The organism is Nocardioides aestuarii, from assembly GCF_039527245.1.
Taxonomy (GTDB): domain Bacteria; phylum Actinomycetota; class Actinomycetes; order Propionibacteriales; family Nocardioidaceae; genus Nocardioides; species Nocardioides aestuarii.
Window position 1 is genome coordinate 2,396,252 of sequence record NZ_BAAAJT010000002.1, and the last position, 25,538, is coordinate 2,421,789.

A 25,538-nucleotide genomic window follows, 5' to 3' on the forward strand; every position below is an offset into this window, starting at 1 on the left:
GGCGGTGGGCGCACCCGGTTATCGGCCGACTAGCGTCTGGGTCGTGGACCCCCTGCCCGTCACCGGCGACCCCGCCTCCGTCGTCGGGACCGTACGCCGCTGGCTGGACGCCGCCGACCCGCCACCGCTCGTCGTCGAGACGTCGGGGTCGACGGGGTCGCCGAAGCGCGTGCTCCTTCCGCGCGCGGCCGTGCTCGCGAGCGTCTCCGCCACCGCGCGGCGCCTCGGCACGGAGGGCCGCTGGGCGCTGCGCCTCCCCGCCTCCTACGTGGCGGGACTCCAGGTGGTGGTCCGCTCGCTGGTGGCCGGCCACGACCCGGTCCTCGACGGCTGGGGCCCCGACGACGAGCCCGCGACGCTGACGAGCCTGGTCCCGACCCAGCTGCTCCGCCTGCTCGACGACCCGGCCGAGGTCGAGCGGCTCGCGGCCATGGACGCGGTCCTCCTCGGCGGCGGCCCGGTCGACCCCGCGCTCCGGAGCCGCGCGGCCGACCTCGGCGTGACGGTCGTGGCGACGTACGGCATGGCGGAGACCTGCGGCGGCTGCGTCTACGACGGCTTCGCCCTCGACGGCGTCGCCGTGGCCATCGGTGCCGGCGGCCGGGTCCGGCTCGGCGGCCCGACCCTGTTCGCCGGCTACGACGGAGACCCGGCCCTCACCGACGAGGTCCTCGTCGACGGGTGGTTCCTCACCTCCGACGCCGGCCGGCTCGACGAGGACGGCCGGCTCCACGTCCTCGGCCGGCTCGACGACGTCGTCGTCTCCGGCGGTGTCAACGTCCCGACGCCGGAGGTCGCGGCACGGCTGCGCGAGCACCCCGACGTCGCCGACGCCGCGTGCGTCGGCGTCCCCGACGACGAGTGGGGCAACCGGGTCGTCGCCTTCGTCGTCGGTGGCCTCGACCTCGGCGCCGCGCGCGACTGGGTCTCGGCGGTCCACCCACGGTCGTGGGCACCCCGCGAGCTCCACGTCGTCGAGGACCTCCCGCTGCTCGCCAACGGAAAGCTCGACCGGCTCGCCCTGCAGGAGAGGGCTCGCGGATGAAGGTCTGGAGCATCCCGATGCGGACCCGCTTCCGCGGCATCACCGTCCGCGAGGGTGCCCTGGTCGAGGGCCCCGCGGGCTGGGGGGAGTGGAGCCCCTTCCTCGAGTACCCGCCCGAGGTCGCCGAGCCCTGGCTGCGCTGCGCCGAGGAGGCCGCCGCCGGCGACTGGCCCGAGCCGCTGCGCGACGAGGTCCCCGTCAACGTCACCGTCCCTGCCGTCGGACCCGAGGACGCCCACCGGATCACGCTCGCGGGCGACTGCCGGACGGCCAAGGTCAAGGTGGCCGAGCCCGGCCAGACCCTCGCCGACGACGCGGCCCGGCTCGAGGCGGTGCGCGACGCCCTCGGTCCCGACGGCCACGTCCGGATCGACGCCAACGGCCTCTGGGACGTCGACACCGCGGTCGCCACGATCCGGGCGCTCGACCGTGCTGTCGGTGGCCTGGAGTACGTCGAGCAGCCCTGCGCGACCGTCGAGGAGCTCGCCCTCGTGCGCCGCCGCGTCGACGTCCGGATCGCCGCCGACGAGTCGATCCGGCGGGCTGCCGACCCCTACCGGGTCCGCGACCTCGCGGCCGCCGACGTCGCCGTGCTCAAGGTCCAGCCGCTCGGCGGCGTCCGCGCCTGCCTCCGGATCGCCGAGGACATCGGTCTCCCCGTCGTCGTCTCCAGCGCGCTCGAGAGCAGCCTCGGGATCGCGGCCGGGGTCGCCCTCGCCGCGGCGCTGCCCGAGCTGCCCCACGCCTGCGGCCTCGCGACCGTCCAGCTCCTCACCGACGACCTCGTGGCGGAACCGCTGCTGCCGGTCGCCGGCGCCCTTCCCGTACGCCGCCCCGCGGTCGACCAAGCGGCGCTCGACCGGCTCGCCGCCGACCCGGCGCGGGTCGCCCACTGGGAGCAGCGGCTGCGGGACGTGCGCGGCGTACGGCAGGATCGAACGCCATGAGCGCCACTGCGTCCGCCACCGACACCGCCCGCGCCGTGGTCACCCGGCTGGTCGAGGCCGGCGTCCGCCACGTCGTGCTGGCTCCCGGCTCCCGCAACGCGCCTCTCGCGTTCGCCGCCCACGACGCCGCCGCGGCGGGACTGCTGACGCTCCACACCCGGATCGACGAGCGCACCGCCGGATTCCTCGCGATCGGCCTGACGCGCACCGCCGGTCCCGCGGCCGTCGTCTGCACCTCGGGCACCGCGGTGGCCAACCTCCACCCGGCCGTCCTCGAGGCCGCCCACGCGGGGCTGCCGCTGGTCGCGGTGACCGCCGACCGGCCGGCCCGGTTGGCTGGCACCGGCGCCAACCAGACGACTGACCAGGTCGGTGTCTTCGGCCGGCTGGTCGAGACGATCGAGGACCTGCCCGACCGGCTGCCGCTCGGCTTCGGACCGCTCCACCTCGACGTCCGGTTCGACGAGCCGCTCGTGCCGGACGACCGGTGGGCGCCCGAGGGCATCGTGCCCGGCGAGGGTCCCCAGGAGATCCGGCCGATGGTCTTCGAGACCGTCGCCCTCGGACCTCGCACCGTGGTGGTCGCCGGCGACGACGCCGGCCCGCCGGCACGCGTCCTGGCCGAGCAGGCCGGCTGGCCGCTGCTCGCGGAGCCGACCAGTGGCTCCCGCACCGGCGCCAACCCGGTCCGCACCTACCGCCTCCTCCTCGACGGCGAGCTCGGGCAGCAGGTCGAGCGCGCGATCGTCTTCGGCCACCCGACGCTCAGCCGCCCGGTCAGCCGGCTGCTCGCCCGCGACGACGTCACGGTGGTCGACGCGGGCAGCCGCGGGGTGTGGACCGATCGTCCCTTCGCCGTCGACGGCCGCCTGGTCTCCGGGCGCCCGAACGTCGAGGAGGCCGACGACCCCGCCTGGCTCGAGGCGTGGCAGGGCGCCGACCGCGAGGTCTCGCGCGCCCTCGACGTGCTGCTCGCCGCCGAGCCCGACCTGACCCCCCACGAGGTCGCCGGTGCGGTCAGCCGCGCGCTGCCCCCCGAGGGACTGCTGGTCGTCGGCGCCTCCAACCCGGTCCGCGACCTCGACCTGATGGTGGCGCCGTACGCCGTCGGCGACCGCCGGAAGGTCATCGCCAACCGCGGCCTCTCCGGCATCGACGGCACCGTCTCGACCGCGATCGGCGCCGCGCTCGGTCGGCCCCGGAGCAGCCGCGCGTTCGCCCTGATGGGCGACGTCACCTTCCTCCACGACATGACCGGCCTCGTGATCGGTCCCGGAGAGCAGCGTCCCGACCTGACGATCGTGGTCGTCAACGACGACGGCGGCTCGATCTTCGCGACCCTCGAGCAGGGCGCCGAGCAGTACGCCGACCGCTACGACACGTTGTTCGGAACGCCCCACGGCGCCGACCTCGCCGCCCTCTGCGCCGCCACCCGCACCCCCCACTGGCGGGTCGGGTCGCTGGCCGAGCTCGAGCAGGCGCTCGCCTCGCCCAACGGCGGCATCGAGGTCGTGGAGGTGCGGGTGCGCCGCGACAACCGGCGCGACCTCGACGCCCGGATCCGGGGGCTCAGCGCGCGGCCGTGATCTCCACCCGGTCGCCGAGCAGCTGCGGGTCGCCGTCGGTCACGTGGAGCACGGCGCCGACGAGGTCGGCCCGGCGGATCACGTCGGTCAGCTCGCCACCGCCCCAGAAGTCGTCGTAGGGGTCGTTCCAGCGGTAGCGGCTGCCCTCGGCCGCCGTCAGGGTGGTCTCGGTGCGCAGCGTCACCACGACGAGCAGCCCCTTCGCGGTGGGGGCCACCCAGACCCCGTCCTCACCCGTGGTGTTGCCGCCGTAGGGCTTCGCCTCGATCGTGATCGACGCCAGCTCGGCGTCGTCCTCCTCGTCCTCGTCGAGCAGCTCCTTGCGGGCCGTCACCCGGGCGCGGCGGTCGTCGAGCCCCGGGGCCCTGCCGGTCTCGAGGTAGCGGGTGTAGGCCGCCGCCGCGTCGGCCGCCTGCGTCCAGTCGTCCTCGGTCAGGTCGCGGGCCTCGGTCGGGCCCGGGAGCTGCCGGTCGGGCACCGTCACCGCGACCTCCGAGAGCCAGGGCGCGTCCTCCGTCCTGCGGGCGAACACCTGGACCTGCCGCGTGTCCGGCCCGGGGGCGGTGGTGTTGGCGCCGTTCGTCACGACGGCGAACACGGGGTCCCCGGTGGAGGTGACGGGATAGACGTCGCCGGAGCGTCCGGTCACGCGACCGGTGTCGTTCGGATAGTCCGACAGCCGCGAGAACCTCGTCCCGGCCTGCTCGACCTCCAGCAGCCAGCCCGCCGCCGACTTCCTCCAGCCCTTCGGGTCGTAGTCCGGCGCGTCGGCGCGGTCGCGGGCGTCGTTGGTGCGGGACTGCTGGTCGCCCATCACCGCGGCCAGGTCCTCCTGGACCAGCGGCGGTCGCACCACCTCCTGCGACTCGGGCTGCTCGGGCCGCTCCGGGGTCGCCTCGCTCGTGCAGGCCGCCAGGGCGAGCGCGAGGGCCACGGCGCTGGTGCTCCCGGCCAGTGTGCGGATCGTGACGGCCATCGACGTCCCCCGTCGGTCTGCGACCGGACCCGTTCCGGTGCGCTGGACGGACAGTAGTGGGTGCGCGCCTGCCGCGCCGGGCAACGCTGATCAAGCGCGGCGGGACGGTGGGGCGTCAGGCTGGGACCCATGACCACCGCCGCTGACACGTTCGCCGACTTCGTCGACCACCTGGCCGGCGCGCTCGACGACCACGAGGCACCGGCCGAGGAGGTGGCGGGACGCTTCCACTTCTCGCGCTTCCACTTCGACCGGATGATCAGCCAGGTCGCGGGCGAGCCGCCGCAGGCGTTCCGGCGCCGGGTGCTCCTCGAGCGCGCGGCCTACCGCCTCGTGACCACCAGCGCCCCGATCCTCGACGTCGCCGTCGAGGCGGGCTACGGCTCCCACGAGGCCTTCACCCGGGCCTTCTCCCGCGCGTACGGCGCCACGCCGGCCGCCTGGCGCCGGCGGCCCGGTCACCTGCAGATCGAGGCACCGAGCGGCGTCCACTTCCACCCACCCGGCGGCCTCCGGCTGCCCGCACGAGACGAGGTAACGAGCATGGACCTGCTGACGAGGATGGTCGAGCACCACGTGTGGCTCACCGGTGAGATGGTGCGCGTCGCCGCGCGCCTCGACGACGAGCAGCTCGACCGACCGATCGAGCTCGACGTCGACGACGACCGCCAGACCGTGCGGTCCCTGCTGTCCCGCCTGGTCGGCCAGATGGGCATGTGGAACGCGGCGATGGCGACCCGCGACTACGACTGGTCGGTGGAGGACCGCGAGTCGCTGGCCTCGCTGCGCGAGCGGCTGGCCGAGGAGGGACCCACCTTCCTCGGGCACGTGCGTGACGTGGTCGACCAGCGCCGCCTCGACGACACCTTCGTCGACGCGCTGTGCGAGCCCGCCGAGGTCTTCACCTACGGCGGCATGGTCGCCCACGTGCTCACCTTCGCCGCCCACCGGCGCACCCTCGTCGCGCTCGCCCTGGCGTCCCACGGCGTCGAGGACCTCGGCTGGGGCGACCCGATGCAGTGGGTGGCGCAGCCGGTCTAGCCGTCGGACGGCGGGTCGAACGACACCTCGAGCCGCGCGACCAGCCCGGCCGGGTCGAGCCGGAGCCGCATCGTGCCGGTGCCGCCGGAGTCGACCCAGCAGAAGTGCAGCACCAGGAAGTCGCCGTCGACGACGACCGGCCCGACGACCTCGAGCGGCTCGTCGGGCGGGTCGGCGGCGTAGGCCGCCGCGATGGCGGCGCGTCCCTCGAACGGTCCGGCCGGCACCCCGTGGAAGACCATGACGGCGTCCTCGGAGAAGCGCCGCGCGAAGCCTTCCCAGTCGCCGGAGTCGACCGCGGCGTCGAACGCGGCGACGTGATCCATCCCAGCGATCGTCCTGCTCGGCATGCCGGTGAGTGTAGGGCGGCAGAATGGGCCGGGTGGAGATCGCGTTGTTCCTGGTCGCGCTGACCGTCGTCGTCCTGACCGGGACGGCCGTCGCCGACCGCGTCAACGTCCCGGCCCCTCTGGTGCTCGTGGTGGTGGGGGTCCTCGGCTCCTACCTGCCCGGGATGCCGGAGGTGCACCTCGAGGCCGAGGTCGTCCTGCTGGGGCTGCTGCCACCGCTGCTCTACGCCGCGGCGCTGCAGACCTCGCTGGTCGACTTCAACGCCAACCGCCGCCCGATCCTGCTGCTGTCGGTCGGCCTGATCCTCTTCACCACCGTCGGCGTCGCCGCGGTCGTGCGGCTGATCCTCCCGGAGCTGTCGTGGCCCCTCGCCCTCGCGCTGGGGGCGGTCGTGGCCCCGCCCGACGCCGTCGCGGCGACCGCCATCGGCCGCCGGATCGGGCTGCCGAGACGGGTGGTCACCATCCTCGAGGGCGAGTCGCTCTTCAACGACGCCACCGCCCTGGTCTCGCTGCGGACCGCGCTGGCCGCCGCCGCGGGCGGCGTCGGCGTGCTGGAGGTCGGTGGCGAGTTCCTGCTCGCCGCGGTCGGTGGTGCGGTGATCGGCTTCGCCGTCTTCCTCGTCGTCGCCCGCGTACGCCGCCGCGTGCACGACCCGCTGCTCGACACCGGCATCTCCCTGGTGGTCCCGTTCGCGTCGTACCTCCTCGCCGAGGAGGTGGGCGCCTCCGGGGTGATCTCGGTCGTGGTGGCGGGCCTGCTCCTCGGCCACAAGGCCCCGATCCTCCAGACCGCCCAGTCGCGGATCGCGGAGCGGATGAACTGGCGGACCATCGCCTTCATCCTCGAGAACACGGTCTTCCTGCTCATCGGCCTCCAGGCGCGCTGGATCGTCGACGGTCTCGCGGAGAGCGAGATCCCGGCCTCGCAGGTGGCGCTCGTCTGTGCCGGCACCCTCGTGGCCGTGGTCGTGCTGCGGCTGGTCTGGGTCTTCACCACCTCCCAGCTGCTGACCCGGCCGTCCAGCGAGCGGCCGCCGGCGGCGATCAGCCTGCTGGTCGGATGGGCCGGCATGCGCGGCGTCGTCACCCTGGCCGCGGCCTTCGTCATCCCCGAGGAGAGCGACTACCGCGAGGTGCTGCTGCTCGCGGCCTTCACCGTCGTGGCCGGGACCCTCTTCGCGCAGGGCCTGACCCTGCCCTGGCTGGCCCGTCGCCTCGACGTACCGACCCCGGACCCGGCCGAGGACGCGCTCGCCCGTGCGTCCCTCCTCCAGGAGGCGGCGAAGGCAGGGGAGCGGGTGCTGCGCGAGCAGGAGGACGAGGACCCCCACGACGTCGTGGGCTCGATCCGGACCCGGGTCGAGCAGCGCAACAACGCCGCGTGGGAGCGGCTCGGGCCCAATCTCGACGAGGAGACGCCCAGCGAGCACTACACCCGGCTGCGGCGGGCGATGATCGACGCCGAGCGCGGCCGGGTCCTCGAGATCCGGAGCGAGGGCCGCGTCGCCTCCGACGTCGTCGCCGAGGTGCTGGTCATGCTCGACGTCGAGGAGTCGATGCTCGACGCCGCCCGCCAGTCGCGGGAGGAGCTGCGCAGCGAGCGCACCGGCGAGCGCAGCCAGCAGGTCACCGAGTGCGAGGACCTCGAGCGCTCACCGGTCGTCGACGCCGACCCCGGCGAGGGCTGCGAGACCTGCCTGGAGGAGGGCACCCGGTGGGTCCACCTGCGCCTGTGCCTGGAGTGCGGCTACATCGGCTGCTGCGACTCCTCGCCCCAGCGCCACGCCTCGGCCCACTTCCACGACACGTCCCACCCGGTGATGCAGTCCGCCGAGCCCGGCGAGCAGTGGCGGTGGTGCTTCGTGCACCACCTCACCGCCTGAGGCCGAGTCGTGGTGTGTGACAGGTGAGTCGTGGGCTTGTGACGGTCGAGTCCGCGTACGCCGGTCACCTGCCCGCGACTGGACGGTCACACACCCACGACTCGCGCTCAGAGCGGGTCGACGAAGTACTGCGGCGGTCCGTCGTCGACCTCGTCGGGGCCGGACTGCTCGGTCATCGTCGCGGTCACCTCGTGGCGCTCCACCTCGCCGGCCGCGATCTGCTCGGCCCAGTGGCAGGCGACCCGGTGGCCGGGCGTGACGCCGTCGATCTCGACGACGCGCAGCTCGGGCCGCTCGTCGTCGCAGCGCGTCTCCTGGCGCCACGGGCAGCGCGTGTGGAACCGGCAGCCGGTCGGCGGCTTCGACGGCGAGGGGAGGTCGCCCATCAGCAGGATCTGCTCGCGCTGGTCCTCGACCGCCGGGTCCGGCACCGGGACGGCCGACATCAGGGCGCGGGTGTAGGGGTGGAGCGGCGTCTCATAGAGCTCGCCGGCCTCCGACTCCTCGACCAGCCCGCCGAGGTACATGACCCCGATCCGGTCGCTGATGTGGCGTACGACGGCGAGGTCGTGGGCGACGACGAGGTAGGTCAGCTCGAACTCGTCCTGGAGCTCCTCGAGCAGGTTGAGCACCTGGGCCTGCACCGACACGTCGAGGGCCGAGACCGGCTCGTCGGCGACGATCAGCTTCGGGTTGACCGAGAGCGCGCGGGCGATGCCGATGCGCTGCCGCTGGCCGCCGGAGAACTCGTGGGGGTACTTCGACAGCGCGGACGGCGGCAGGCCGACCGCGGAGAGCAGCTCGCGCAGGCGCTTGCGGGTGGCCTCCTTGTCGTCGGCGAGGCCGTGGGCCTTCATCCCCTCGGTGAGGAGCGACTCGACCGACTGTCGCGGGTCGAGGCTCGACATCGGGTCCTGGAAGACCATCTGGATGTCCTGCCGCTTGCGCCGCAGCTCCTTGCCCTTCAGGGCGGCGATGTCGGTGCCGTCGAACTCCACGCTGCCCTCGGTCGGCGTCTCGAGGTTGAGGATCGCCTTGCCGAGGGTGGACTTGCCGCAGCCGGACTCGCCGACGAGGCCGTAGGTCTCGCCCTTGAGGATCTGGAGGTTCACGCCGTCGACGGCGTAGACGTGCCCGACGGTCTTGTCGAAGATGACGCCGCGCTTGATGGGGAAGTGGACCTTGACCCCCCGCACGTCGACCAGGACGTCAGTCACGCTGCACCTCCGCAGGGTTGTGGCACCGCAGGCCGGTGGCGGGACGTTCCTCCCACACCGGGGTCTCCTCACGGCACCGGTCGAGCGCCCGGGGGCAGCGGGGCGCGAACGCGCACGCGGAGTCCCAGGGCAGGTTGTCGGCGACCGAGCCGGGGATCGCCTCGAGCCGCTCGCCGCGTGGGGCGTCGAGGCGGGGGATCGAGCCCAGCAGGCCGTTGGTGTAGGGGTGGGCCGCGTGGGCGAAGAGCCGGTGCCGGTCGCCCCGCTCGACGATCCGGCCGCCGTAGAGGACGTTGACCTCGTCGCACAGCCCCGCCACGACGCCGAGGTCGTGGGTGATCATGATCAGCGCCGTCCCGGTGTCCTCGACGAGCTCCTTGAGCAGCGCGAGGATCTGGGCCTGGATGGTGACGTCGAGCGCGGTGGTCGGCTCGTCGGCGATGAGCAGCCGCGGCTGGCAGGCCAGCGCCATCGCGATCAGCGCGCGCTGGCGCATGCCGCCGGACAGCTGGTGGGGATAGTTCTTCAGGCGAGCCCGGGGGTCGGGGATGCCGACCCGCGCGAGGAGCTCCTCGGCCTCCGGCATCGCCTCCTTGCGCGACAGGTTGCGGTGGCGCTCCATCACCTCGGTGACCTGGAGCCCGATCGGCACGACCGGGTTCAGGGAGGACAGCGGGTCCTGGAAGATCATCGCGATGTCGCGGCCCCGCCTGTCGCGCATCTCCGAGCGCGACAGCGACAGCAGGTCGGTGCCCTCGTAGGTCGCCGTGCCGGTCACCGTGTTGCCGCGCGCGGGGAGCAGCCCCATCAGCGCCAGCGACGTCACCGACTTGCCGCAGCCGGACTCGCCGACCAGGCCGAGGGTCTCGCCGGGGCGGACGTCGAAGGAGACGCCGTCGACGGCCGTGAAGGCCTTCTCGCCGTGGCGCTGGAACGTGACGCTGAGGTCGCGCACCGAGAGCAGCGGCTCACCAGTGGGTCGCGTCATGCCGGTCACCTCCGGGACTTCGGGTCGAGGGCCTCGCGCAGCGACTCGCCCATCAGCGTGAAGCCGAGGGCGACCACGATGATGCAGAGCGCGGGATAGACCGCGAGGTGCGGGTAGTCGTTGATGTACGCCGTGGCGCGGCCGAGCATCTGGCCCCACTCCGGCTGGCGGTCGTCGGGGTTGCCGAGGCCGAGGAAGGACAGCGCGGCGGCGTCGATGATGGCGGTCGCCAGCACCAGGGTGGCCTGCACGATCACCGGTCCGAGCGCGTTGGGGAGCATGTGCCGGAAGACGATGGCCGCCGGGTTGACCCCGAGCGCTCGCGCCGCGAGGACGTGGTCGCTCACCCGTTGGGCGAGCATCGACCCGCGCAGCAGCCGCGCGAAGATCGGGACCTGGATGGTCGCGATCGCGATGATCACCGTCCACTGGCTCGGCCGGGACGACAGTGCTGCGATCGAGAAGGCGAGCAGCAGCGACGGGATCGACAGCATCACGTCGACCAGGCGCATGACCGCGGAGTCGACCCAGCCGCTGAGGGCGCCCGCGAGGGTGCCGAGGACCAGACCGCCGGCGAGGCCGAAGAGCGTCGCGAACACGCCGACGAAGAGGGTCTGCCGGCTGCCGACGAGGAGCCGGGAGAGCAGGTCCCGGCCGCGGTCGTCGCCGCCGAGCGGGTGGCCGGCCTCCGGCCCGGGGACCGGGTTCGTCTGGCGGCGTACCTCGTCGATCATCGGGTTGTCCGACGGGTCCCACGGCGCGAGCCACGGGGAGATCAACGCCAGCACGACGAACAGCACCGTGATGGCGAGGCCGATCAGGAAGACCGGGTTGCGGCGCAGCCGTCGCCACGCGCTGGCGATCAGCGAGACGCCGGCGTCGTCGCCGACCGAGGTCTCCGCCAGCTCGTCGATCTGCTGCTTGCGGCGGTCGCCGAAGGACGTCAACGGATTCTTCTTCGAGGGGCTCATCTGGTCACCTCGTCCGGACGCGGGGGTCGATGATGGCGTAGGAGATGTCGACGAGCAGGTTGACGACGACGTAGATCGCCGCCGCCGCCATGATCAGCACCTGCAGCACGGCGTAGTCCTTGTCGCGGAAGGAGATAGCGAGCGCGTCGCCGAGCCCGGGGAACGAGAAGACCGTCTCGGTCAGGATCGCCCCGGCGAGCAGGGCGCCGATCTGGAGACCGATCGTCGTGGTCACCGGCAGCATCGCGTTGCGCAGCACGTGGCGGCCGCGGATGACCCGCGAGGTCAGGCCCTTCGCCTCGGCCGTGCGGACGTAGTCCTCGTCGAGGACGTCGAGCACCGCGGCGCGGGTGATCCGGAAGATGACCGCGAACGGGATCGTCGCGAGCGCCACGGCGGGGAGGATCAGGTGCTTGAAGGCGTCCCAGGCGGCGTCCCACTCGCGGGTCATCAGGCCGTCGAGGACGAAGAAGCCGGTGATGCGCGTCGCGTCGATCCCGACGGTCTGGCGCCCGGACACGGGAAGGATGTTCCACTCGACCGCGAACCAGTACTTCAGCATGAAGGCCAGGAAGAACACCGGCACGGCGACACCGACGAGGGAGAAGACGACGGCGGAGTTGTCGAAGACCGAGCCGCTGCGCTTGGCCGCGAGGTAGCCGAGCGGGATGCCGAGCGACACCGCGATCAGCATCGCGAGCAGGGAGAGCTCGATGGTGGCGGGCAGGCGCATGAGGAAGACCTCGAACGCGTCCGTCCCCGGGAGCACCTTGGTGGAGACCCCGAAGTTGCCGTGGACGGCGCGCTCGAGGAACTTGCCGTACTGCACCCAGATCGGCTGGTCGAGGCCGAGCGCCGCCTCGAGCGCGGCCCTGCGCTCAGGGGTCTGGCGCTCGCCGAGGATGGCCGAGACGGTGCCGCCGGGCAGCGACCGCAGCCACATGAACAGCAGCAGCGAGAGCACCAGCACCACGCCGGCCATCTGGATCAGCCGGCGCACGATGAACCGGATCATGGGGGTGTGCCTTCTTCCTGGTGGTGCGGGTCGGGAGCCCGAGGGGGCAGCCTGTGAACAGTAACGAGGGGGGTCACCCTGGGTGGGTGACCCCCCTCGACCGCTGATGTGGCGGAGCTGCTAGCCGGAGCTAGCGGTCGTCACTCGCCGCCGACCTCGACGGTGTCGAACTGCTCCGCGGTGAGCGGGCTCTGCGTGAGGCCGGACACGCCCGGCCCGACGACGAGCGCCGGCGGGGAGTGGCTGATCGCCAGACCGGGGAGGTAGTCCTCCATGATCTGCTGGTTCAGCTCCTCGTAGCGGGCGGCACGCTCGTCCTCGTCGACGATGGCGTCGGCGTCCTTGAGGTCCTGCGACAGCTGGGCGCCCCAGGGGTAGGCCTTGGTGCCGAAGTCGTTGCTGTTCAGGTTGCCGAAGAACGTGCCGATGAAGTTGTCGGCCGAGTCGTAGTCACCGGTCCAGCCGAGCAGGTAGGCGTCGTACTTGCCCGCCGTCACGTTGTCGAGGTAGCCACCGTTCCAGGAGGCGGTCTTCACGTTGACCGTGACACCGACGTCCTCGAGGTTGGCCCGGATCGCCTCGTAGAGCGCCTGCGGGTCCGGCATGTAGGGCCGGCTGACCTCGGTCGGGTAGGCGAAGTCGATCGTCAGGTCCTCCTGGCCGGCGTCGGCGAGGAGCTGCTTGGCCTCGTCGGGGTTGTAGTCGTAGGCAGCCAGGTCGGCGTTCCAGCCCTTGACGGCCTCCGGCATGAACTGCGTGGCGACGGCCGCGCCCTCGGGCAGCTGGCTCTGGACGAGCTGCTCACGGTCGATGGCGTGGTAGAGCGCCTGGCGGACCTTCAGGTCCTTCAGGGCCGGGTTGTTCTCCGGCGTCAGGCCGACGTAGAAGATGTTGAACGGGTCGCGGATGACGACCTCGTTGCCGTCGTCCTCCAGACCGCTCCAGTCCGCCGGGTTCGGCAGGTCGTAGCCGTTGATGCTGCCGGCCTCGAGCTCCTGGCGACGGGTCGACTCGTCGGGGATGACCCGGAAGACCAGCTCGGACGTCTTGGCCGGGTCGCCCCAGTAGTCGTCGTTGCGCTCGAGGGTGATGGTGCCGTTGGCCTCGTCGTACTCGCCGAACTTGAAGGCTCCGGTGCCGACCGGCGCGAACGCGTAGTCGGGGAAGGAGAAGCCCTCGCCCTCGGCGGCGATGCCGTTGGCGTCGCCCTCCTCGAGCGCCTTGGGCGACTGCATGGAGAGGGAGTCGAGGGTCAGCATGGTCGGGAAGCCCGACGTGGCCCGCGTGATCTCGATGGTGGCCTCGAACTCGCCGGTGGCCTCGCAGCTCTTGTAGAGCGAGCCCTCGGGGTCGTTGGAGAAGCTGCCCATGACGTAGCCCCAGTACTCACCGGCGACCTGGCCGGCCTCGTTCTGGTCGAACATGCGGTCGAAGTTGTAGCAGACCGCGTCGGCGTTGAAGGGCTCGCCGTCGTGGAAGGTCACGTCGTCGCGGAGCTGGAAGGTCCAGGTCGTGCCGGCCTCGTCGGCCGACCACTCGGTGGCCAGCTCGGGCTGGACGGTGGCCGTGCCGGGCTTGATGCCGAGCAGCCCCTGGAACATCTGACGGGTGACCCGGAAGGTCTCACCGTCCGTGGCGTAGAAGGGGTCGAACATCTCCGGGGCGCCGGCCGCGCCGAAGGTGAACGTGCCACCGTCGCCGCTGCCACCACCCTCGTCGCTGCGGTCGGACTCGGCGCAGGACGTCACGCCGAGGGCCAGCGCCGCGGCGAGTGCCACGGGAGCGACCTTGCGGATCGTTGTCATCAGCGAAACCTCACTCATCGTTCGGTGCCCACTCCGAAAGGGTGGACCTGTTGTCGCGGGACGTGAGCCACGCCGCACGACGTCCCGCGCACCCTAGACCCAGGACTGGACCGGTGAACAGGACGCACACAGGGGACTTGGCCCACCTGTTATGAGTCCGTGACCCGCGCTGCTCGGCGTACGCCGGGGCGTAGCGTGTGCGGCATGCGGCTGACCAAGTTCGGGCACGCGTGCATCCGGGTCGAGCAGGACGACACGGTGCTGGTGGTCGACCCCGGCGGCTGGACCTCCCCGGAGGCGGTCGACGGCGCGACCGCGCTGCTGCTCACCCACGAGCACCCCGACCACGTCCACCCCGAGCACCTCCGGCGGACGACGGCGCCGATCTGGACGATCGAGGCGGTGGCCCGGATGCTGCGCGAGCAGGCACCCGACGTGGCCGAGCGGGTGACCGTGGTGGCGCCGGGCGAGTCGTTCGACGCAGGGCTGCCGGTGCGCGCGGTGGGTGAGCTCCACGCGGTGATCCACCCCGACCTGCCGCGCTTCGACAACTCCGGCTTCCTCCTCGAGGCCGGCGGCACGACCGTGTTCCACCCCGGCGACGCGCTCACCGGGCCCGACCGGCCCGTCGACGTGCTCTGCGCCCCGGTCTCGGCGCCGTGGCTCAAGGCGTCGGAGGCGGTCGACTTCGCCCGCGCCGTCGGCGCCGCCCGCAACCTCGCGATCCACGACCGGGTCTACTCCGAGGAGGGGCTCGGCATCGTCGACGGCCACTTCGGCCGGTTGCTGGGCGAGGACCAGTCCTACGTGCGCCTGGCCGAGGGCTCGGACCTGTAGCGGCCGCTCAGTCGGCGACGAGGGCGTCGCGCACCGGCACGAACTTCGCCTGCGACTCCGCGAGCTCCGCCTCGGGGTCGGAGTCGCCGACGATCCCGCAACCGGCGAACAGCCGCACGGTGGGGCCGCTGACCTCGGCGGAGCGCAGCCCGATGCCCCACTCGCCGTCACCGGCGGCGTCCATCCAGCCCACCGGGCCGGCGTAGCGGCCGCGGTCCATGCCCTCGATCTCGGAGATCAGCGCGGTGGCGGTCGGGGTCGGGGTGCCGCCCACGGCGGCGGACGGGTGGAGCGCCTCGGCGAGCTGCAGCGAGGACACGGTCCGGGAGTCGTGGACCACGCCGGCCACGTCGGTCGCGAGGTGCATGACGTTGGGGAGGTGGAGCACGAAGGGCGCCTCGGGCACGTTCATCGAGGAGCAGTGCGGGTCCAGGGCGTCGGCGACCGACCGGACGGCGTACTCGTGCTCCTCGAGGTCCTTCGACGAGCGGGCCAGGTGGGCGGCGAGGGCGAGGTCGCGCTCGTCGTCACCGGTACGCCGGATCGTGCCGGCGAGCACCCGGCTGGTGACCAGGCCGCGCTCGCGGCGCACCAGCATCTCCGGCGTCGCGCCGAAGAGGCCGTCGACGTGGAAGGTCCAGCACATGGGGTAGCCCTCGGCGAGGCGTCGCAGCGGCCAGCGGACGTCGACGTCCTCCTGGCCGGTGGCGACCAGGTCGCGCGCGAGCACGACCTTCTCGAGCTCGCCGGCGTTGATGCGCGCGACGGCGTCGGCCACGACGCCCATCCAGCGCTCGCCGTCGAGGGCGCCGTCGGCGAAGACGATGCCGGCCGGCGGGCGCGGGGGGTCGGCGAGCGCGACGGTGGCGGGGTGGTCGATCGCGCCACGGCTCACCGTGGTGAGCCAGAACCGGTCGCCGCGGCGACCCACGACCACGGAGGGGACGCTGAGGACCGACGAGCCGGGCTCGTCGGCGAACGCGAAGCTGCCGAAGGCGACCAGGCCCGTCCCGGGCTCGTCGACCTCGTCGCGGACGACCGCCCGCGCGGTCGTCTCGGTCCACCACTTGGCGGCGTCGGAGAAGCGCGCCGGGCCCGACGTACGGACCTCGGCGGCGACGCCCCAGCCCACGAGGCCCTCGCCGCGTCGTAGCCAGGAGACCGGCGCGTCGGCGGGCAGCAGGTCGAGGAGGGAGGTCTCCGCGGGCAGGTCCAGCGAGACCGTGCGGACGACGAGGCGGCCGGCCTCGTCGCGGGGGGTCGCGCTGGTCGTCACGAGGGGGAAGCCTACGCCCGGCGACCCCGGGGCCCGCAGTCGACGGGCCCCGGGGTGCGCGGTGCTCAGCTCCAGTAGACGACGACCTTGTCGCCGACCACGACCTGGTCGAAGAGCCAGTCCAGCCCGTCGTAGTCGCGGATGTTGACGCAGCCGTGGCTGGCGCCGGCGTAGCCACGGGCGGCGAAGTCGGACGAGTAGTGCACGGCCTGGCCGCCGTCGAAGAACATCGAGAACGGCATCGCGGAGCCGAACTCGTTCGACACGTGGTCCTCGTCCTTCCAGTAGACGTGGAAGAGGCCCTCGCGGGTCGGGGTGTCGTTGACGACCGAGCCGAAGCGGGCGTCCATCGTCAGCTTCACCTTCCCGTCGACGACCCAGCGCAGGGTGCTGGTGGTCTTGTCGACGCAGAGGGCCCGTCCCGTGGTGCAGCGCGGGTCGAGGGCGCCCGGCTCGGGGGCCACGTTGTGCAGCTCCTCGTGGGTCGGCTCGCGGGTCATGTCGAGCAACCGGTCCATCGTGCGCTGGTCGACCTCGCCGGTGACCGGGATCTCGCGCTTCTCCTGGAAGCCGCGGACCGCCTCCACCGTCTCGGCGTCATAGCTCCCGGAGACGTCGCCGAAGAGCCAGGCGATCTGCTTGAGGCGCGCCTGGAGGTCGCGCACCCGTCCGCCGGAGTCGCCGGAGGCGAGGAGCGCCGGGCCGGCGTGCAGCACGTTGTGGAGCTGGTCCTGCGTGGGCTCCTCGGTCATGGCGACCAGTCGCTCCCACGTGCGCAGGTCGACCCGCCCGGTGGCGCGGAAGCCGCGCTTCTCCTGGAAGCCGCGGACGGCGCCCTCGGTGTCGTCGTCATAGCTGCCGGTGGTCAGCTCGGGGAACCAGTCGAGCTGGAACAGCCGCGACTGCAGCTCCCTCACCTGCACGCCGCGGTCACCGGGCTCGAGGACCGGGCCCGGCTTCACGACCGGGCGGTCGACGACCGGCTGGCCGGGGGCCGGTGCCCGCGGGGCGGGTGCCGGCGCAGCGACGGGGTCGGTGCCGGCGCGCGTGGGGTCGTCGCGCACGGCCCAGCCGGCGCCGTACGCCGTGCCGGCGGCGAGCGCCAGGGCGACGAGGGTGACGAGCAGTGCTCGGACGAGCTTCATGGTGTCCTCCGGATTGCGGGATGGTGCGGTCGTGCGGGGGTCTGTCACCCGTCAAGACGCGACGACCACGGGATTGGTTGCGATCCGGCCCCCGTACCCTTCAGCCGTGGCCCGTGCAGACCTCGACAAGCAGCCCTCCGACGTCCGTCGGATGTTCGACGCCGTCGCCCGGCGCTACGACGTGACCAACGACGTGCTCTCGATGGGCCAGGACCGCCGGTGGCGGCGGGAGGTCCTCGACGCCGTCGACCCGCAGCCGGGGGAGAAGGTCCTCGACCTCGCTGCCGGCACGGGGACGTCGAGCGAGCCGTTCGCCGAGCGCGGTGCCACCGTCGTGCCGTGCGACTTCTCCCTCGGGATGCTGCGCGTCGGCAAGCAGGCCCGGCCCCACCTGCCCTTCACGGCCGGCGACGGGACGCGACTCCCCTTCGCCGACGGCGTGTTCGACGCCGTCACCATCTCCTTCGGGCTGCGCAACATCGTCGACCCGCTGGCCGGGCTCGGTGAGCTGCTCCGGGTCACCCGCCCGGGCGGCCGCGTCGTGGTCTGCGAGTTCAGCCACCCGACGTGGGCGCCCTTCCGCACCGTCTACCTCGAATACCTGATGAAGGCGCTGCCGGCGATCTCGCGCGCGGTGTCGTCGAGTCCCGACGCCTACGTCTACCTCGCCGAGTCGATCCGGGCGTGGCCCGACCAGGCCGGGCTTGCCGCGATGCTCGGCGAGGCGGGGTGGCGCGACGTCGAGTGGCTCGACCTCAGCGGCGGCGTGGTGGCGCTGCACCGAGCCGTCAAGGGCTGATTTAGGCCACGCCCGCGTGACCTAAATCCGCAGGTCAGGGGCTGTGTGGCGGGGCCCACCCCCGGGTTCCGGTGTGATCTGCATCGTCCTAGACTGTGCTCCGCGCCACGTCTTGTGAACTCGTTCACAAGGTCACAAGGCGGACGCGATCCGGACGAGGGAAGGAACTGCAGGGATGGAGCTCTACACGCCGGTCCTGGCGCTGGCCATCCTGGCGGCCGGCTTCGCGGTGTTCTCCGTGGCAGTCAGCGCGCTGACCGGGCCGAAGCGCTACAACCGGGCCAAGCTCGACTCCTACGAGTGCGGCATCGAGCCGACGCCGCAGGCGGTCGGCGGCGGCCGGTTCCCGGTGAAGTACTACATCACGGCGATGCTCTTCATCGTCTTCGACATCGAGATCATCTTCCTCTACCCGTGGGCCGTCCACTTCGACGCGATGGCCCTCTTCGGTCTGGTCGAGATGGTCCTGTTCATCGCCACCGTGTTCGTCGCCTACGCCTACGTGTGGCGCCGCGGCGGACTCGAGTGGGACTGAGAGGCGAAGCATCATGGGAATCGAGGAGAAGCTCCCCAGCGGCGTGCTGCTGACCACGGTCGAGGGCGTCGCCGGCTACTTCCGCAAGGCCAGCTTCTGGCCGGCGACCTTCGGCCTGGCCTGCTGCGCCATCGAGATGATGACCTCGGGCGGCCCGAAGTACGACCTCGCCCGGTTCGGCATGGAGGTCTTCCGGGCCAGCCCGCGCCAGGCCGACCTGATGATCGTGGCCGGCCGGGTGAGCCAGAAGATGGCCCCCGTCCTGCGCCAGATCTACGACCAGATGGCCGAGCCGAAGTGGGTGCTCGCCATGGGCGTGTGCGCGAGCTCCGGCGGCATGTTCAACAACTACGCGATCGTCCAGGGCGTCGACCACGTCGTCCCGGTCGACATGTACCTCCCCGGCTGCCCGCCGCGGCCCGAGATGCTCATCGACGCGATCCTCAAGCTCCACGACCAGGTGCAGGAGGGCAAGCTCGGCGTCAACCGCCTCGCCCAGATCGAGGAGCGTGAGAACGCCGCGCTGGCCGCCCTCCCGACCTCCGAGATGAAGGGCCTTCTCCGGTGACCGAGGAGCAGAACCAGCCCACGGGCTCCGTCCCCGCCCAGGAGGGCGAGGTCCGCGCGGTCGGCGAGCGTCGCGGCATGTTCGGCACGAAGGGCAGCGGCGACACCAGCGGCTACGGCGGGCTGGTCCAACCGATCGTCTACCCCGGCTCGGCCGAGCGGCCCTTCGGCGGCTGGTTCGACGAGGTCGCCGACGCGCTCGAGCAGCGACTCGGCGCCGACGGCCTCGAGACCGCGGTCGAGCGGGTCGTCGTCCACCGCGGCGAGATCACCTTCCACGTACGCCGCGACGACCTCGCCGCCGTGGCCCGCCACCTGCGCGACGACGAGCGGCTGCGCTTCGAGTTCTGCTCCAGCGTCAGCGGGGTCAACTACCCCGCCGACACCGGCCGCGAGCTCCATGCCGTCTACCACCTGCTCTCGATGACCCACAACCGCCGGATCCGGCTGGAGGTGTCGGTCCCCGACAGCGACCCCCACGTGCCGAGCCTCGTGGCGACCTACCCCACGGCCGACTGGCACGAGCGCGAGGCCTGGGACATGTTCGGGATCGTCTTCGACGGCCACCCCGCGCTCACGCGCATCCTCATGCCCGACGACTGGCCGGGCCACCCGCAGCGCAAGGACTACCCCTTGGGCGGCATCCCCGTGGAGTACAAGGGCGGCTCCGTACCCCCGCCCGACGAGCGGAGGTCGTACAACTGATGAGCACCGCCGATCAGGACCTGTACGCAGGCAGCAACGAGACCAGCGAGGGCCGGGTCTTCACCGTCACCGGCCAGGACTGGGACTCCATCACCGAGGGCCTCGGTGAGGGCGTCGCCGACGAGCGCGTCGTCGTCAACATGGGCCCCCAGCACCCGTCGACCCACGGTGTGCTCCGGCTGATCCTCGAGATCGAGGGCGAGACGGTCACCGAGGCCCGCTGCGGCATCGGCTACCTCCACACCGGCATCGAGAAGAACATGGAGTACCGCTCCTGGACGCAGGGCGTGACGTTCTGCACCCGGATGGACTACCTCTCCCCGTTCTACAACGAGATGACCTACGTGCTCGGCGTCGAGCGGCTCCTCGACATCGAGGAGCAGGTGCCCGAGAAGGCCCAGGTCATGCGGGTGCTCCTGATGGAGCTCAACCGGATCTCCTCCCACCTCGTGGCCATCGCCACCGGCGGCATGGAGATCGGCGCGCTCACCGTGATGACGATCGGGTTCCGCGAGCGCGAGCTCGTGCTCGACCTCTTCGAGCTGATCACCGGCCTGCGCATGAACCACGCCTTCATCCGTCCCGGTGGCGTCGCCCAGGACCTCCCGTCCGGCGCGCTCGACGAGATCCGCGACTTCATCGCGCTCATGCACAAGCGGCTCAAGGAGTACGCCGCGCTGTGCAACGCCAACCCGATCTTCAAGGCCCGCCTCGAGGGCGTCGGCCACCTCGACCTGGCCGGGTGCCTCGCGCTCGGTCTCTCGGGCCCGCCGCTGCGCGCCACCGGTTACGGCTGGGACCTGCGCAAGACCCAGCCCTACTGCGGCTACGAGGACTACGACTTCGACGTCCAGACCTGGGACACGGCCGACGCCTACGGCCGGTTCCGGGTGCGCCTCAACGAGATGCACGAGTCGCTCAAGCTCGTCGAGCAGTGCGCCGACCGGCTCGCCGGGCTCGAGGGCGCGCCGGTGATGATCGGCGACAAGAAGATCGGGTGGCCCAGCCAGCTGTCCATCGGCAGCGACGGCATGGGCAACAGCCTCGACCACATCCGCCACATCATGGGCGAGTCGATGGAGGCCCTGATCCACCACTTCAAGCTGGTGACCGAGGGTTTCCGGGTCCCCGCCGGCCAGGCCTACGTGCCCGTCGAGTCGCCGCGCGGCGAGCTCGGCGCCCACGTGGTCTCCGACGGCGGCACCCGCCCGTTCCGGGCGCACTTCCGCGACCCGTCGTTCACGAACCTGCAGGCGACGAGCGTGATGAGCGAGGGCGGCCAGGTCGCCGACGTCATCGTCGCGATCGCCTCGATCGACCCCGTGATGGGAGGTGTCGATCGGTGACCACCCAGATCGACGAGAACACCTGGCGCGAGCTGGAGGAGATCGCGGCGCGCTACCCGCAGAAGCGCTCGGGCCTGCTGCCGATGCTCCACCTCGTGCAGTCCGTCGAGGGTCGCGTGACCCCCGAGGGCATCGAGGCCTGCGCCGACATCCTCGGGATCTCCGCCGCCGAGGTGAGCGGGGTCGCGACCTTCTACACGATGTACAAGCGCAAGCCGGTCGGTGACTACCACGTCGGCGTCTGCACCAACACGCTGTGCGCCGTCATGGGCGGCGACCTCATCTTCGAGCGGCTCAAGGAGCACCTCGACGTCGGCAACGACGAGACGACCGCCGACGGGAAGATCACCCTCGAGCACGTCGAGTGCAACGCGGCCTGCGACTACGCCCCGGTGATGATGGTCAACTGGGAGTTCATGGACAACCAGACCCCGGAGTCGGCGGTCCAGGTCGTCGACGACCTCCGCGAGGGCAAGGCCGTCCACTCCACCCGTGGGCCGAGGCTCTGCACCTGGCGCGAGGCCGAGCGCGTGCTCGCCGGCTACGACGACGGCCTCGCCGACGAGGGCCCGGCGGCCGGTCCGGCCAGCCTGCTCGGCCTCGACCTCGCCCGCGAGAAGGGCTGGAGCGCTCCGTCGAGCCGGGCCTCCGCACGGCCCGACGGGGCTCCGGCCGAGACCGACGACCCGGTCGCCGAGGACGCCGCGATCGAGCAGGACTCGCCGAGCGACGAGACCGCCGCCGAGAAGCAGGAGGGCAAGTGAGCGACACCCTGACCCCGGTGCTCACCGCCAGCTGGGGCGACGAGCGCAGCTGGACGTTGCAGGCCTACGAGGACCGCGGCGGCTACGGCGCACTGAAGAAGGCGTTGCGCCAGCAGCCCGACGAGATCATCGAGCAGGTCAAGGACTCGGGCCTCCGTGGACGCGGCGGCGCCGGCTTCCCGACCGGCATGAAGTGGGGCTTCATCCCCCAGGACAACCCGAACCCGAAATACCTCGTCGTCAACGCCGACGAGTCGGAGCCGGGCACCTGCAAGGACATCCCGCTGATGATGGCCAACCCCCACGTCCTCGTGGAAGGCGTGATCATCTCCTCGTTCGCCATCCGCGCCAACACCGCCTTCATCTACATCCGCGGCGAGGTGCTCCACGTCGTGCGCCGCGTCCAGAAGGCGGTCAAGGAGGCCTACCTCGCCGGCCACCTCGGCAAGGACATCCACGGCTCCGGCTACGACCTCGACGTCGTGGTGCACGCGGGTGCGGGTGCCTACATCTGCGGCGAGGAGACCGCGCTGCTCGAGGGCCTCGAGGGCCGTCGCGGCCAACCGCGCCTGCGGCCGCCGTTCCCGGCCGTGGCCGGCCTCTACGCGAGCCCGACGGTCATCAACAACGTCGAGTCCATCGCGTCCGTCCCGGCGATCATCGACCACGGCGCCGACTGGTTCGCCTCGATGGGCACCGAGAAGTCCAAGGGCCACGGGATCTTCTCCCTCTCGGGCCACGTGAAGAACCCCGGCCAGTTCGAGGCGCCGCTCGGCATCACCCTGCGCGAGCTGATCGACCTCGCCGGCGGCATGCGGGAGGGCCACGAGCTCAAGTTCTGGACCCCGGGCGGCTCGAGCACCCCGCTGCTCACCGAGGAGCACCTCGACGTGCCCCTCGACTTCGAGGGCGTCGGCGCGGCCGGCTCGATGCTCGGCACCCGGGCGCTGCAGGTCTTCGACGAGACGACCTGCGTCGTGCGCGCGGTGCTGCGCTGGACCGAGTTCTACAAGCACGAGTCCTGCGGCAAGTGCACCCCGTGCCGCGAGGGCACGTGGTGGCTGGTGCAGACCCTCGCCCGGCTCGAGAGGGGTGAGGGCCAGGAGAGCGACCTCGACCTGCTGCTCGACCAGTGCGACAACATCCTCGGCCGCTCGTTCTGCGCGCTCGGCGACGGTGCCACCTCGCCGATCTCGAGCTCGATCAAGTACTTCCGCGACGAGTACCTCGCCCACCTCACCCACGGCGGCTGCCCGTTCGACCCGGCCGCCTCCACCGCCTTCGCGTCCGAAGGAGCGCTGGCCTGATGACCACTGCACCGGAGAAGACCGATCTGGTCACCCTCACCATCGACGGCGTCCAGGTCAGTGTCCCCAAGGACACCCTGGTCATCCGCGCCGCCGAGCAGGTCGGGGTCCAGATCCCCCGGTTCTGCGACCACCCGCTCCTCGAGCCCGTCGGCGCCTGCCGCCAGTGCCTGGTCGACGTCCCCGACGCCGGCAACGGACGCGGCTTCCCGAAGCCGCAGGCCTCCTGCACGCTGCCGGTCGCCGAGGGCATGGTCGTCAACACGCAGGCGACGAGCGAGGTGGCCGACAAGGCGCAGCAGGGCGTGATGGAGTTCCTGCTCATCAACCACCCGCTCGACTGCCCGGTCTGCGACAAGGGTGGCGAGTGCCCGCTCCAGAACCAGGCCATGAGCAACGGCCGCGGGGAGAGCCGCTTCCAGGCCACCGGTGGCGTCAAGCGGACCTACCCCAAGCCGATCAACATCTCCGCCCAGGTGCTGCTCGACCGTGAGCGCTGCGTGCTGTGTGCCCGCTGCACCCGCTTCTCCGACCAGATCGCCGGCGACCCGTTCATCGCGCTGGTCGAGCGCGGCGCGCTCCAGCAGGTCGGCATCTACGAGAAGGAGCCCTTCGAGTCCTACTTCTCGGGCAACACGATCCAGATCTGCCCGGTGGGCGCGCTCACCTCGGCCGAGTACCGCTTCCGCTCCCGTCCGTTCGACCTGGTCTCGGCACAGGCCGTCGCCGAGCACGACTCCTGCGGTTCCGCGATCCGCGTCGACCACCGCCGCGGCAAGGTCATGCGCCGCCTCGCCGGCAACGACCCGGAGGTCAACGAGGAGTGGATCACCGACAAGGACCGGTTCGGGTTCCGCTACGCCCAGTCCGGTGACCGGCTGTCCCACCCGATGGTCCGCGAGGACGGCGAGCTCCGGCCCGCCTCCTGGCCCGAGGCCTTCGCCGTCGCCGCCCGCGGCCTCGCGGCGGCCGGAGCGGCCGGCGTGCTGACGGGTGGCCGGCTGACCGCCGAGGACGCCTACGCCTACTCCAAGTTCGCACGGGTCTCGCTCGGCACCAACGACATCGACTTCCGGGCCCGGCCCCACTCGGCCGAGGAGGCCGACTTCCTCGCCAGCGAGGTCGTGCTGCGCTCGCCGGTGACCTACGACGACCTCGAGCACGCGACCACGGTCGTCCTCGCGGGCCTCGAGCCCGAGGACGAGGCGGGCGCGATCTTCCTGCGGCTGCGCAAGGCGTCCATGGGTCGCCCCGGCACCCGTGTCGTGTCGGTCGCCCCCTACGCCTCGCGCGGCCTGCAGAAGATGGGCGGCCAGCTGGTGCAGACCGCGCCGGGCGCCGAGCCCGCGGCCCTCGCCAGCCTGGTCGAGCACGCCGACTACGGCATCGACACCGGGGCGATCGTGCTGGTGGGCGAGCGGCTCGCCGCCGTCCCGGGAGCGCTGACCGCTGCCGCCGACCTGGCCCGCCGCACGGGCGCGAGGCTGGCGTGGGTGCCGCGCCGCGCCGGTGATCGCGGTGCCCTCGAGACCGGCTGCCTGCCGACCCTGCTGCCCGGGGGCCGTCCGGTCGCCGACGCGGCCGCGCGGGTCGACGCCGCCGCGACGTGGGGCGTCGACTCGCTCCCGGAGTCCCCGGGCCGTGACGGTGACGCGATCGTGGCCGCCCTCGCCGCGGGCGAGCTCGGCGGCGTCGTCGTCGCCGGCGTCGACCCCGACGACACCGCCGACCCCGCCGCCACGCGCGCGGGTCTCGAGGCCGCGCGGTTCGTGGTCGCCCTCGACCTGCGGGAGTCCGAGGTGACCCGCCTGGCCGACGTGGTGCTGCCGGTCGCCCCGGTCACCGACAAGGCCGGCATGTTCGTGACCTGGGAGGGCCGCCCGCGGCCCTTCGAGGTGGTGCTCCACAACCCTGCCTCGCTGCCCGACCTGCGCGCGCTCGCCGGCATCGCCGAGGAGCTCGCCGCGCTCGGTCACGGCGCCACGCTCGGCTTCCGCACGGTCGCCGAGGCGCGGGCCGAGATGGAGGAGATGGGCCCCTGGGACGGCGAGCGGGTGGCCGCCCCGGCCGTCGACCCCGTGACCGACGAGGGCGCCGCCCACGACGGGGGGCTGCGGCTCGCGTCGTGGAAGCAGATGCTCGACAACGGCCGGCTCCAGGACGGCGACGCCGCCCTCCGGGCCACCGCCCGGACCGCGGTCGTCCGCGTCTCGGAGGCCGTCGCGTCCGAGGTCGGTGCCACCGCCACCCTCACCGGTGACCGCGGCTCGGTCACGCTGCCGGTCGAGGTCGCCGACATCGCCGAGGACACCTGCTGGGTCCCGGCCAACTCCTTCGGTCGTGGCGTGCTCGCCGACCTCGCGTCGCCGGGCAGCCGGGTCACGATCACCCCGGCGACGAATGCAGCAGGAGGTGCCCAGTGATCAGCCA

At 72.3% G+C, this 25,538-nt stretch carries 23 protein-coding genes; 14 read left to right on the plus strand and 9 right to left on the minus strand.

From position 1 onward, the window contains the following. The first annotated feature begins 43 nt into the window (after positions 1 to 43). From ABD091_RS12150 to menD, 3 genes are read left to right on the plus strand one after another with little or no spacing between them, the layout of a single operon-like run. The gene (locus ABD091_RS12150) at positions 44 to 1,045 is read left to right on the plus strand and encodes an AMP-binding protein (protein ID WP_343918746.1); all 1,002 of its coding nucleotides are present in this window, start codon (positions 44 to 46) and stop codon (positions 1,043 to 1,045) included. Next, positions 1,042 to 1,992, plus strand: a complete 951-nt coding sequence (locus ABD091_RS12155) for an o-succinylbenzoate synthase (RefSeq protein WP_343918748.1) — start codon at positions 1,042 to 1,044, stop codon at positions 1,990 to 1,992. The genes ABD091_RS12150 and ABD091_RS12155 overlap by 4 nt, the downstream gene beginning before the upstream one ends. After that, a complete protein-coding gene (gene menD, locus ABD091_RS12160; protein ID WP_343918750.1) occupies positions 1,989 to 3,578 on the plus strand; it encodes a 2-succinyl-5-enolpyruvyl-6-hydroxy-3-cyclohexene-1-carboxylate synthase in 1,590 nt (529 codons plus the stop codon). The genes ABD091_RS12155 and menD overlap by 4 nt, the downstream gene beginning before the upstream one ends. Here the strand turns inward: menD and ABD091_RS12165 are convergent. Beyond that, a complete protein-coding gene (locus ABD091_RS12165; protein ID WP_343918752.1) occupies positions 3,562 to 4,554 on the minus strand; it encodes a hypothetical protein in 993 nt (330 codons plus the stop codon). The genes menD and ABD091_RS12165 overlap by 17 nt on opposite strands. Positions 4,555 to 4,683: 129 nt before the next feature. On the opposite strand from ABD091_RS12165, the gene ABD091_RS12170 reads away from it, so the two are divergent. Then, positions 4,684 to 5,595 (plus strand): helix-turn-helix domain-containing protein, encoded by a 912-nt coding sequence (locus ABD091_RS12170; protein WP_343918754.1) that lies wholly within the window; start codon positions 4,684 to 4,686, stop codon positions 5,593 to 5,595. On the opposite strand, the gene ABD091_RS12175 is transcribed toward ABD091_RS12170, so the two are convergent. Further along, the gene (locus tag ABD091_RS12175; RefSeq protein ID WP_343918755.1) at positions 5,592 to 5,945 is read right to left on the minus strand and encodes a nuclear transport factor 2 family protein; all 354 of its coding nucleotides are present in this window, start codon (positions 5,943 to 5,945) and stop codon (positions 5,592 to 5,594) included. The two genes, ABD091_RS12170 and ABD091_RS12175, sit on opposite strands and share 4 nt — an antisense overlap. Positions 5,946 to 5,968: 23 nt before the next feature. On the opposite strand from ABD091_RS12175, the gene ABD091_RS12180 reads away from it, so the two are divergent. Further along, positions 5,969 to 7,831 carry a Na+/H+ antiporter gene (locus tag ABD091_RS12180; RefSeq protein WP_343918756.1) on the plus strand — a complete coding sequence of 621 codons (1,863 nt, stop codon included), beginning with the start codon at positions 5,969 to 5,971 and terminating at the stop codon, positions 7,829 to 7,831. Positions 7,832 to 7,938: 107 nt separating this feature from the next. Here the strand turns inward: ABD091_RS12180 and ABD091_RS12185 are convergent, their stop codons facing one another. The 5 genes from ABD091_RS12185 to ABD091_RS12205 all read right to left on the minus strand — a co-directional run bounded on the left by ABD091_RS12185 (position 7,939) and on the right by ABD091_RS12205 (position 13,827). Continuing rightward, positions 7,939 to 9,048: an ABC transporter ATP-binding protein gene (locus ABD091_RS12185; protein WP_343918758.1), complete on the minus strand. Its 1,110-nt coding sequence runs from the start codon at positions 9,046 to 9,048 to the stop codon at positions 7,939 to 7,941. Further along, positions 9,041 to 10,036 (minus strand): ABC transporter ATP-binding protein, encoded by a 996-nt coding sequence (locus ABD091_RS12190; protein ID WP_343918760.1) that lies wholly within the window; start codon positions 10,034 to 10,036, stop codon positions 9,041 to 9,043. The genes ABD091_RS12185 and ABD091_RS12190 overlap by 8 nt, the downstream gene beginning before the upstream one ends. Positions 10,037 to 10,041: 5 nt before the next feature. Beyond that, on the minus strand, positions 10,042 to 11,007 hold the full coding sequence (locus tag ABD091_RS12195) for an ABC transporter permease (RefSeq protein WP_343918762.1): 966 nt from the start codon (positions 11,005 to 11,007) through the stop codon (positions 10,042 to 10,044). A 4-nt stretch (positions 11,008 to 11,011) separates the two neighbouring features. Next, positions 11,012 to 12,022, minus strand: coding sequence for an ABC transporter permease (locus ABD091_RS12200; RefSeq protein WP_343918764.1), 1,011 nt, complete (start codon positions 12,020 to 12,022; stop codon positions 11,012 to 11,014). A gap of 140 nt (positions 12,023 to 12,162) precedes the next feature. Beyond that, the gene (locus tag ABD091_RS12205; RefSeq protein ID WP_343918765.1) at positions 12,163 to 13,827 is read right to left on the minus strand and encodes an ABC transporter substrate-binding protein; all 1,665 of its coding nucleotides are present in this window, start codon (positions 13,825 to 13,827) and stop codon (positions 12,163 to 12,165) included. Between the two features lie 204 nt (positions 13,828 to 14,031). Between ABD091_RS12205 and ABD091_RS12210 the strand changes: the two genes are divergently transcribed. Then, positions 14,032 to 14,664 (plus strand): MBL fold metallo-hydrolase, encoded by a 633-nt coding sequence (locus tag ABD091_RS12210; protein WP_343918766.1) that lies wholly within the window; start codon positions 14,032 to 14,034, stop codon positions 14,662 to 14,664. Positions 14,665 to 14,671: 7 nt separating this feature from the next. Here the strand turns inward: ABD091_RS12210 and ABD091_RS12215 are convergent, their stop codons facing one another. Further along, positions 14,672 to 15,940: an isochorismate synthase gene (locus ABD091_RS12215; protein ID WP_343918768.1), complete on the minus strand. Its 1,269-nt coding sequence runs from the start codon at positions 15,938 to 15,940 to the stop codon at positions 14,672 to 14,674. A gap of 65 nt (positions 15,941 to 16,005) precedes the next feature. Further along, complete coding sequence (locus tag ABD091_RS12220) at positions 16,006 to 17,085, minus strand: L,D-transpeptidase family protein (RefSeq protein ID WP_343918770.1); 1,080 nt, start codon at positions 17,083 to 17,085, stop codon at positions 16,006 to 16,008. A 106-nt stretch (positions 17,086 to 17,191) separates the two neighbouring features. Between ABD091_RS12220 and ABD091_RS12225 the strand changes: the two genes are divergently transcribed. The 8 genes from ABD091_RS12225 (at position 17,192) to ABD091_RS12260 (ending at position 25,531) form a co-directional block, all read left to right on the plus strand. Next, positions 17,192 to 17,884, plus strand: coding sequence for a demethylmenaquinone methyltransferase (locus tag ABD091_RS12225; RefSeq protein ID WP_343918772.1), 693 nt, complete (start codon positions 17,192 to 17,194; stop codon positions 17,882 to 17,884). Positions 17,885 to 18,059: 175 nt separating this feature from the next. Next, positions 18,060 to 18,419: an NADH-quinone oxidoreductase subunit A gene (locus tag ABD091_RS12230; protein WP_343918774.1), complete on the plus strand. Its 360-nt coding sequence runs from the start codon at positions 18,060 to 18,062 to the stop codon at positions 18,417 to 18,419. Between the two features lie 13 nt (positions 18,420 to 18,432). Then, positions 18,433 to 18,987, plus strand: a complete 555-nt coding sequence (locus ABD091_RS12235; RefSeq protein WP_343918775.1) for a NuoB/complex I 20 kDa subunit family protein — start codon at positions 18,433 to 18,435, stop codon at positions 18,985 to 18,987. Beyond that, positions 18,984 to 19,691 (plus strand): NADH-quinone oxidoreductase subunit C, encoded by a 708-nt coding sequence (locus tag ABD091_RS12240; protein WP_343918776.1) that lies wholly within the window; start codon positions 18,984 to 18,986, stop codon positions 19,689 to 19,691. The genes ABD091_RS12235 and ABD091_RS12240 overlap by 4 nt, the downstream gene beginning before the upstream one ends. After that, the gene (locus ABD091_RS12245; protein WP_343918777.1) at positions 19,691 to 21,037 is read left to right on the plus strand and encodes an NADH-quinone oxidoreductase subunit D; all 1,347 of its coding nucleotides are present in this window, start codon (positions 19,691 to 19,693) and stop codon (positions 21,035 to 21,037) included. The genes ABD091_RS12240 and ABD091_RS12245 overlap by 1 nt, the downstream gene beginning before the upstream one ends. Beyond that, positions 21,034 to 21,801 carry an NADH-quinone oxidoreductase subunit NuoE gene (nuoE, locus tag ABD091_RS12250; protein ID WP_343918778.1) on the plus strand — a complete coding sequence of 256 codons (768 nt, stop codon included), beginning with the start codon at positions 21,034 to 21,036 and terminating at the stop codon, positions 21,799 to 21,801. Before ABD091_RS12245 ends, nuoE begins: the two co-directional genes overlap by 4 nt. Beyond that, complete coding sequence (gene nuoF, locus ABD091_RS12255) at positions 21,798 to 23,108, plus strand: NADH-quinone oxidoreductase subunit NuoF (RefSeq protein ID WP_343918780.1); 1,311 nt, start codon at positions 21,798 to 21,800, stop codon at positions 23,106 to 23,108. The genes nuoE and nuoF overlap by 4 nt, the downstream gene beginning before the upstream one ends. Next, positions 23,108 to 25,531 carry an NADH-quinone oxidoreductase subunit G gene (locus ABD091_RS12260; protein ID WP_343918782.1) on the plus strand — a complete coding sequence of 808 codons (2,424 nt, stop codon included), beginning with the start codon at positions 23,108 to 23,110 and terminating at the stop codon, positions 25,529 to 25,531. The genes nuoF and ABD091_RS12260 overlap by 1 nt, the downstream gene beginning before the upstream one ends. Positions 25,532 to 25,538 lie beyond the last annotated feature (7 nt).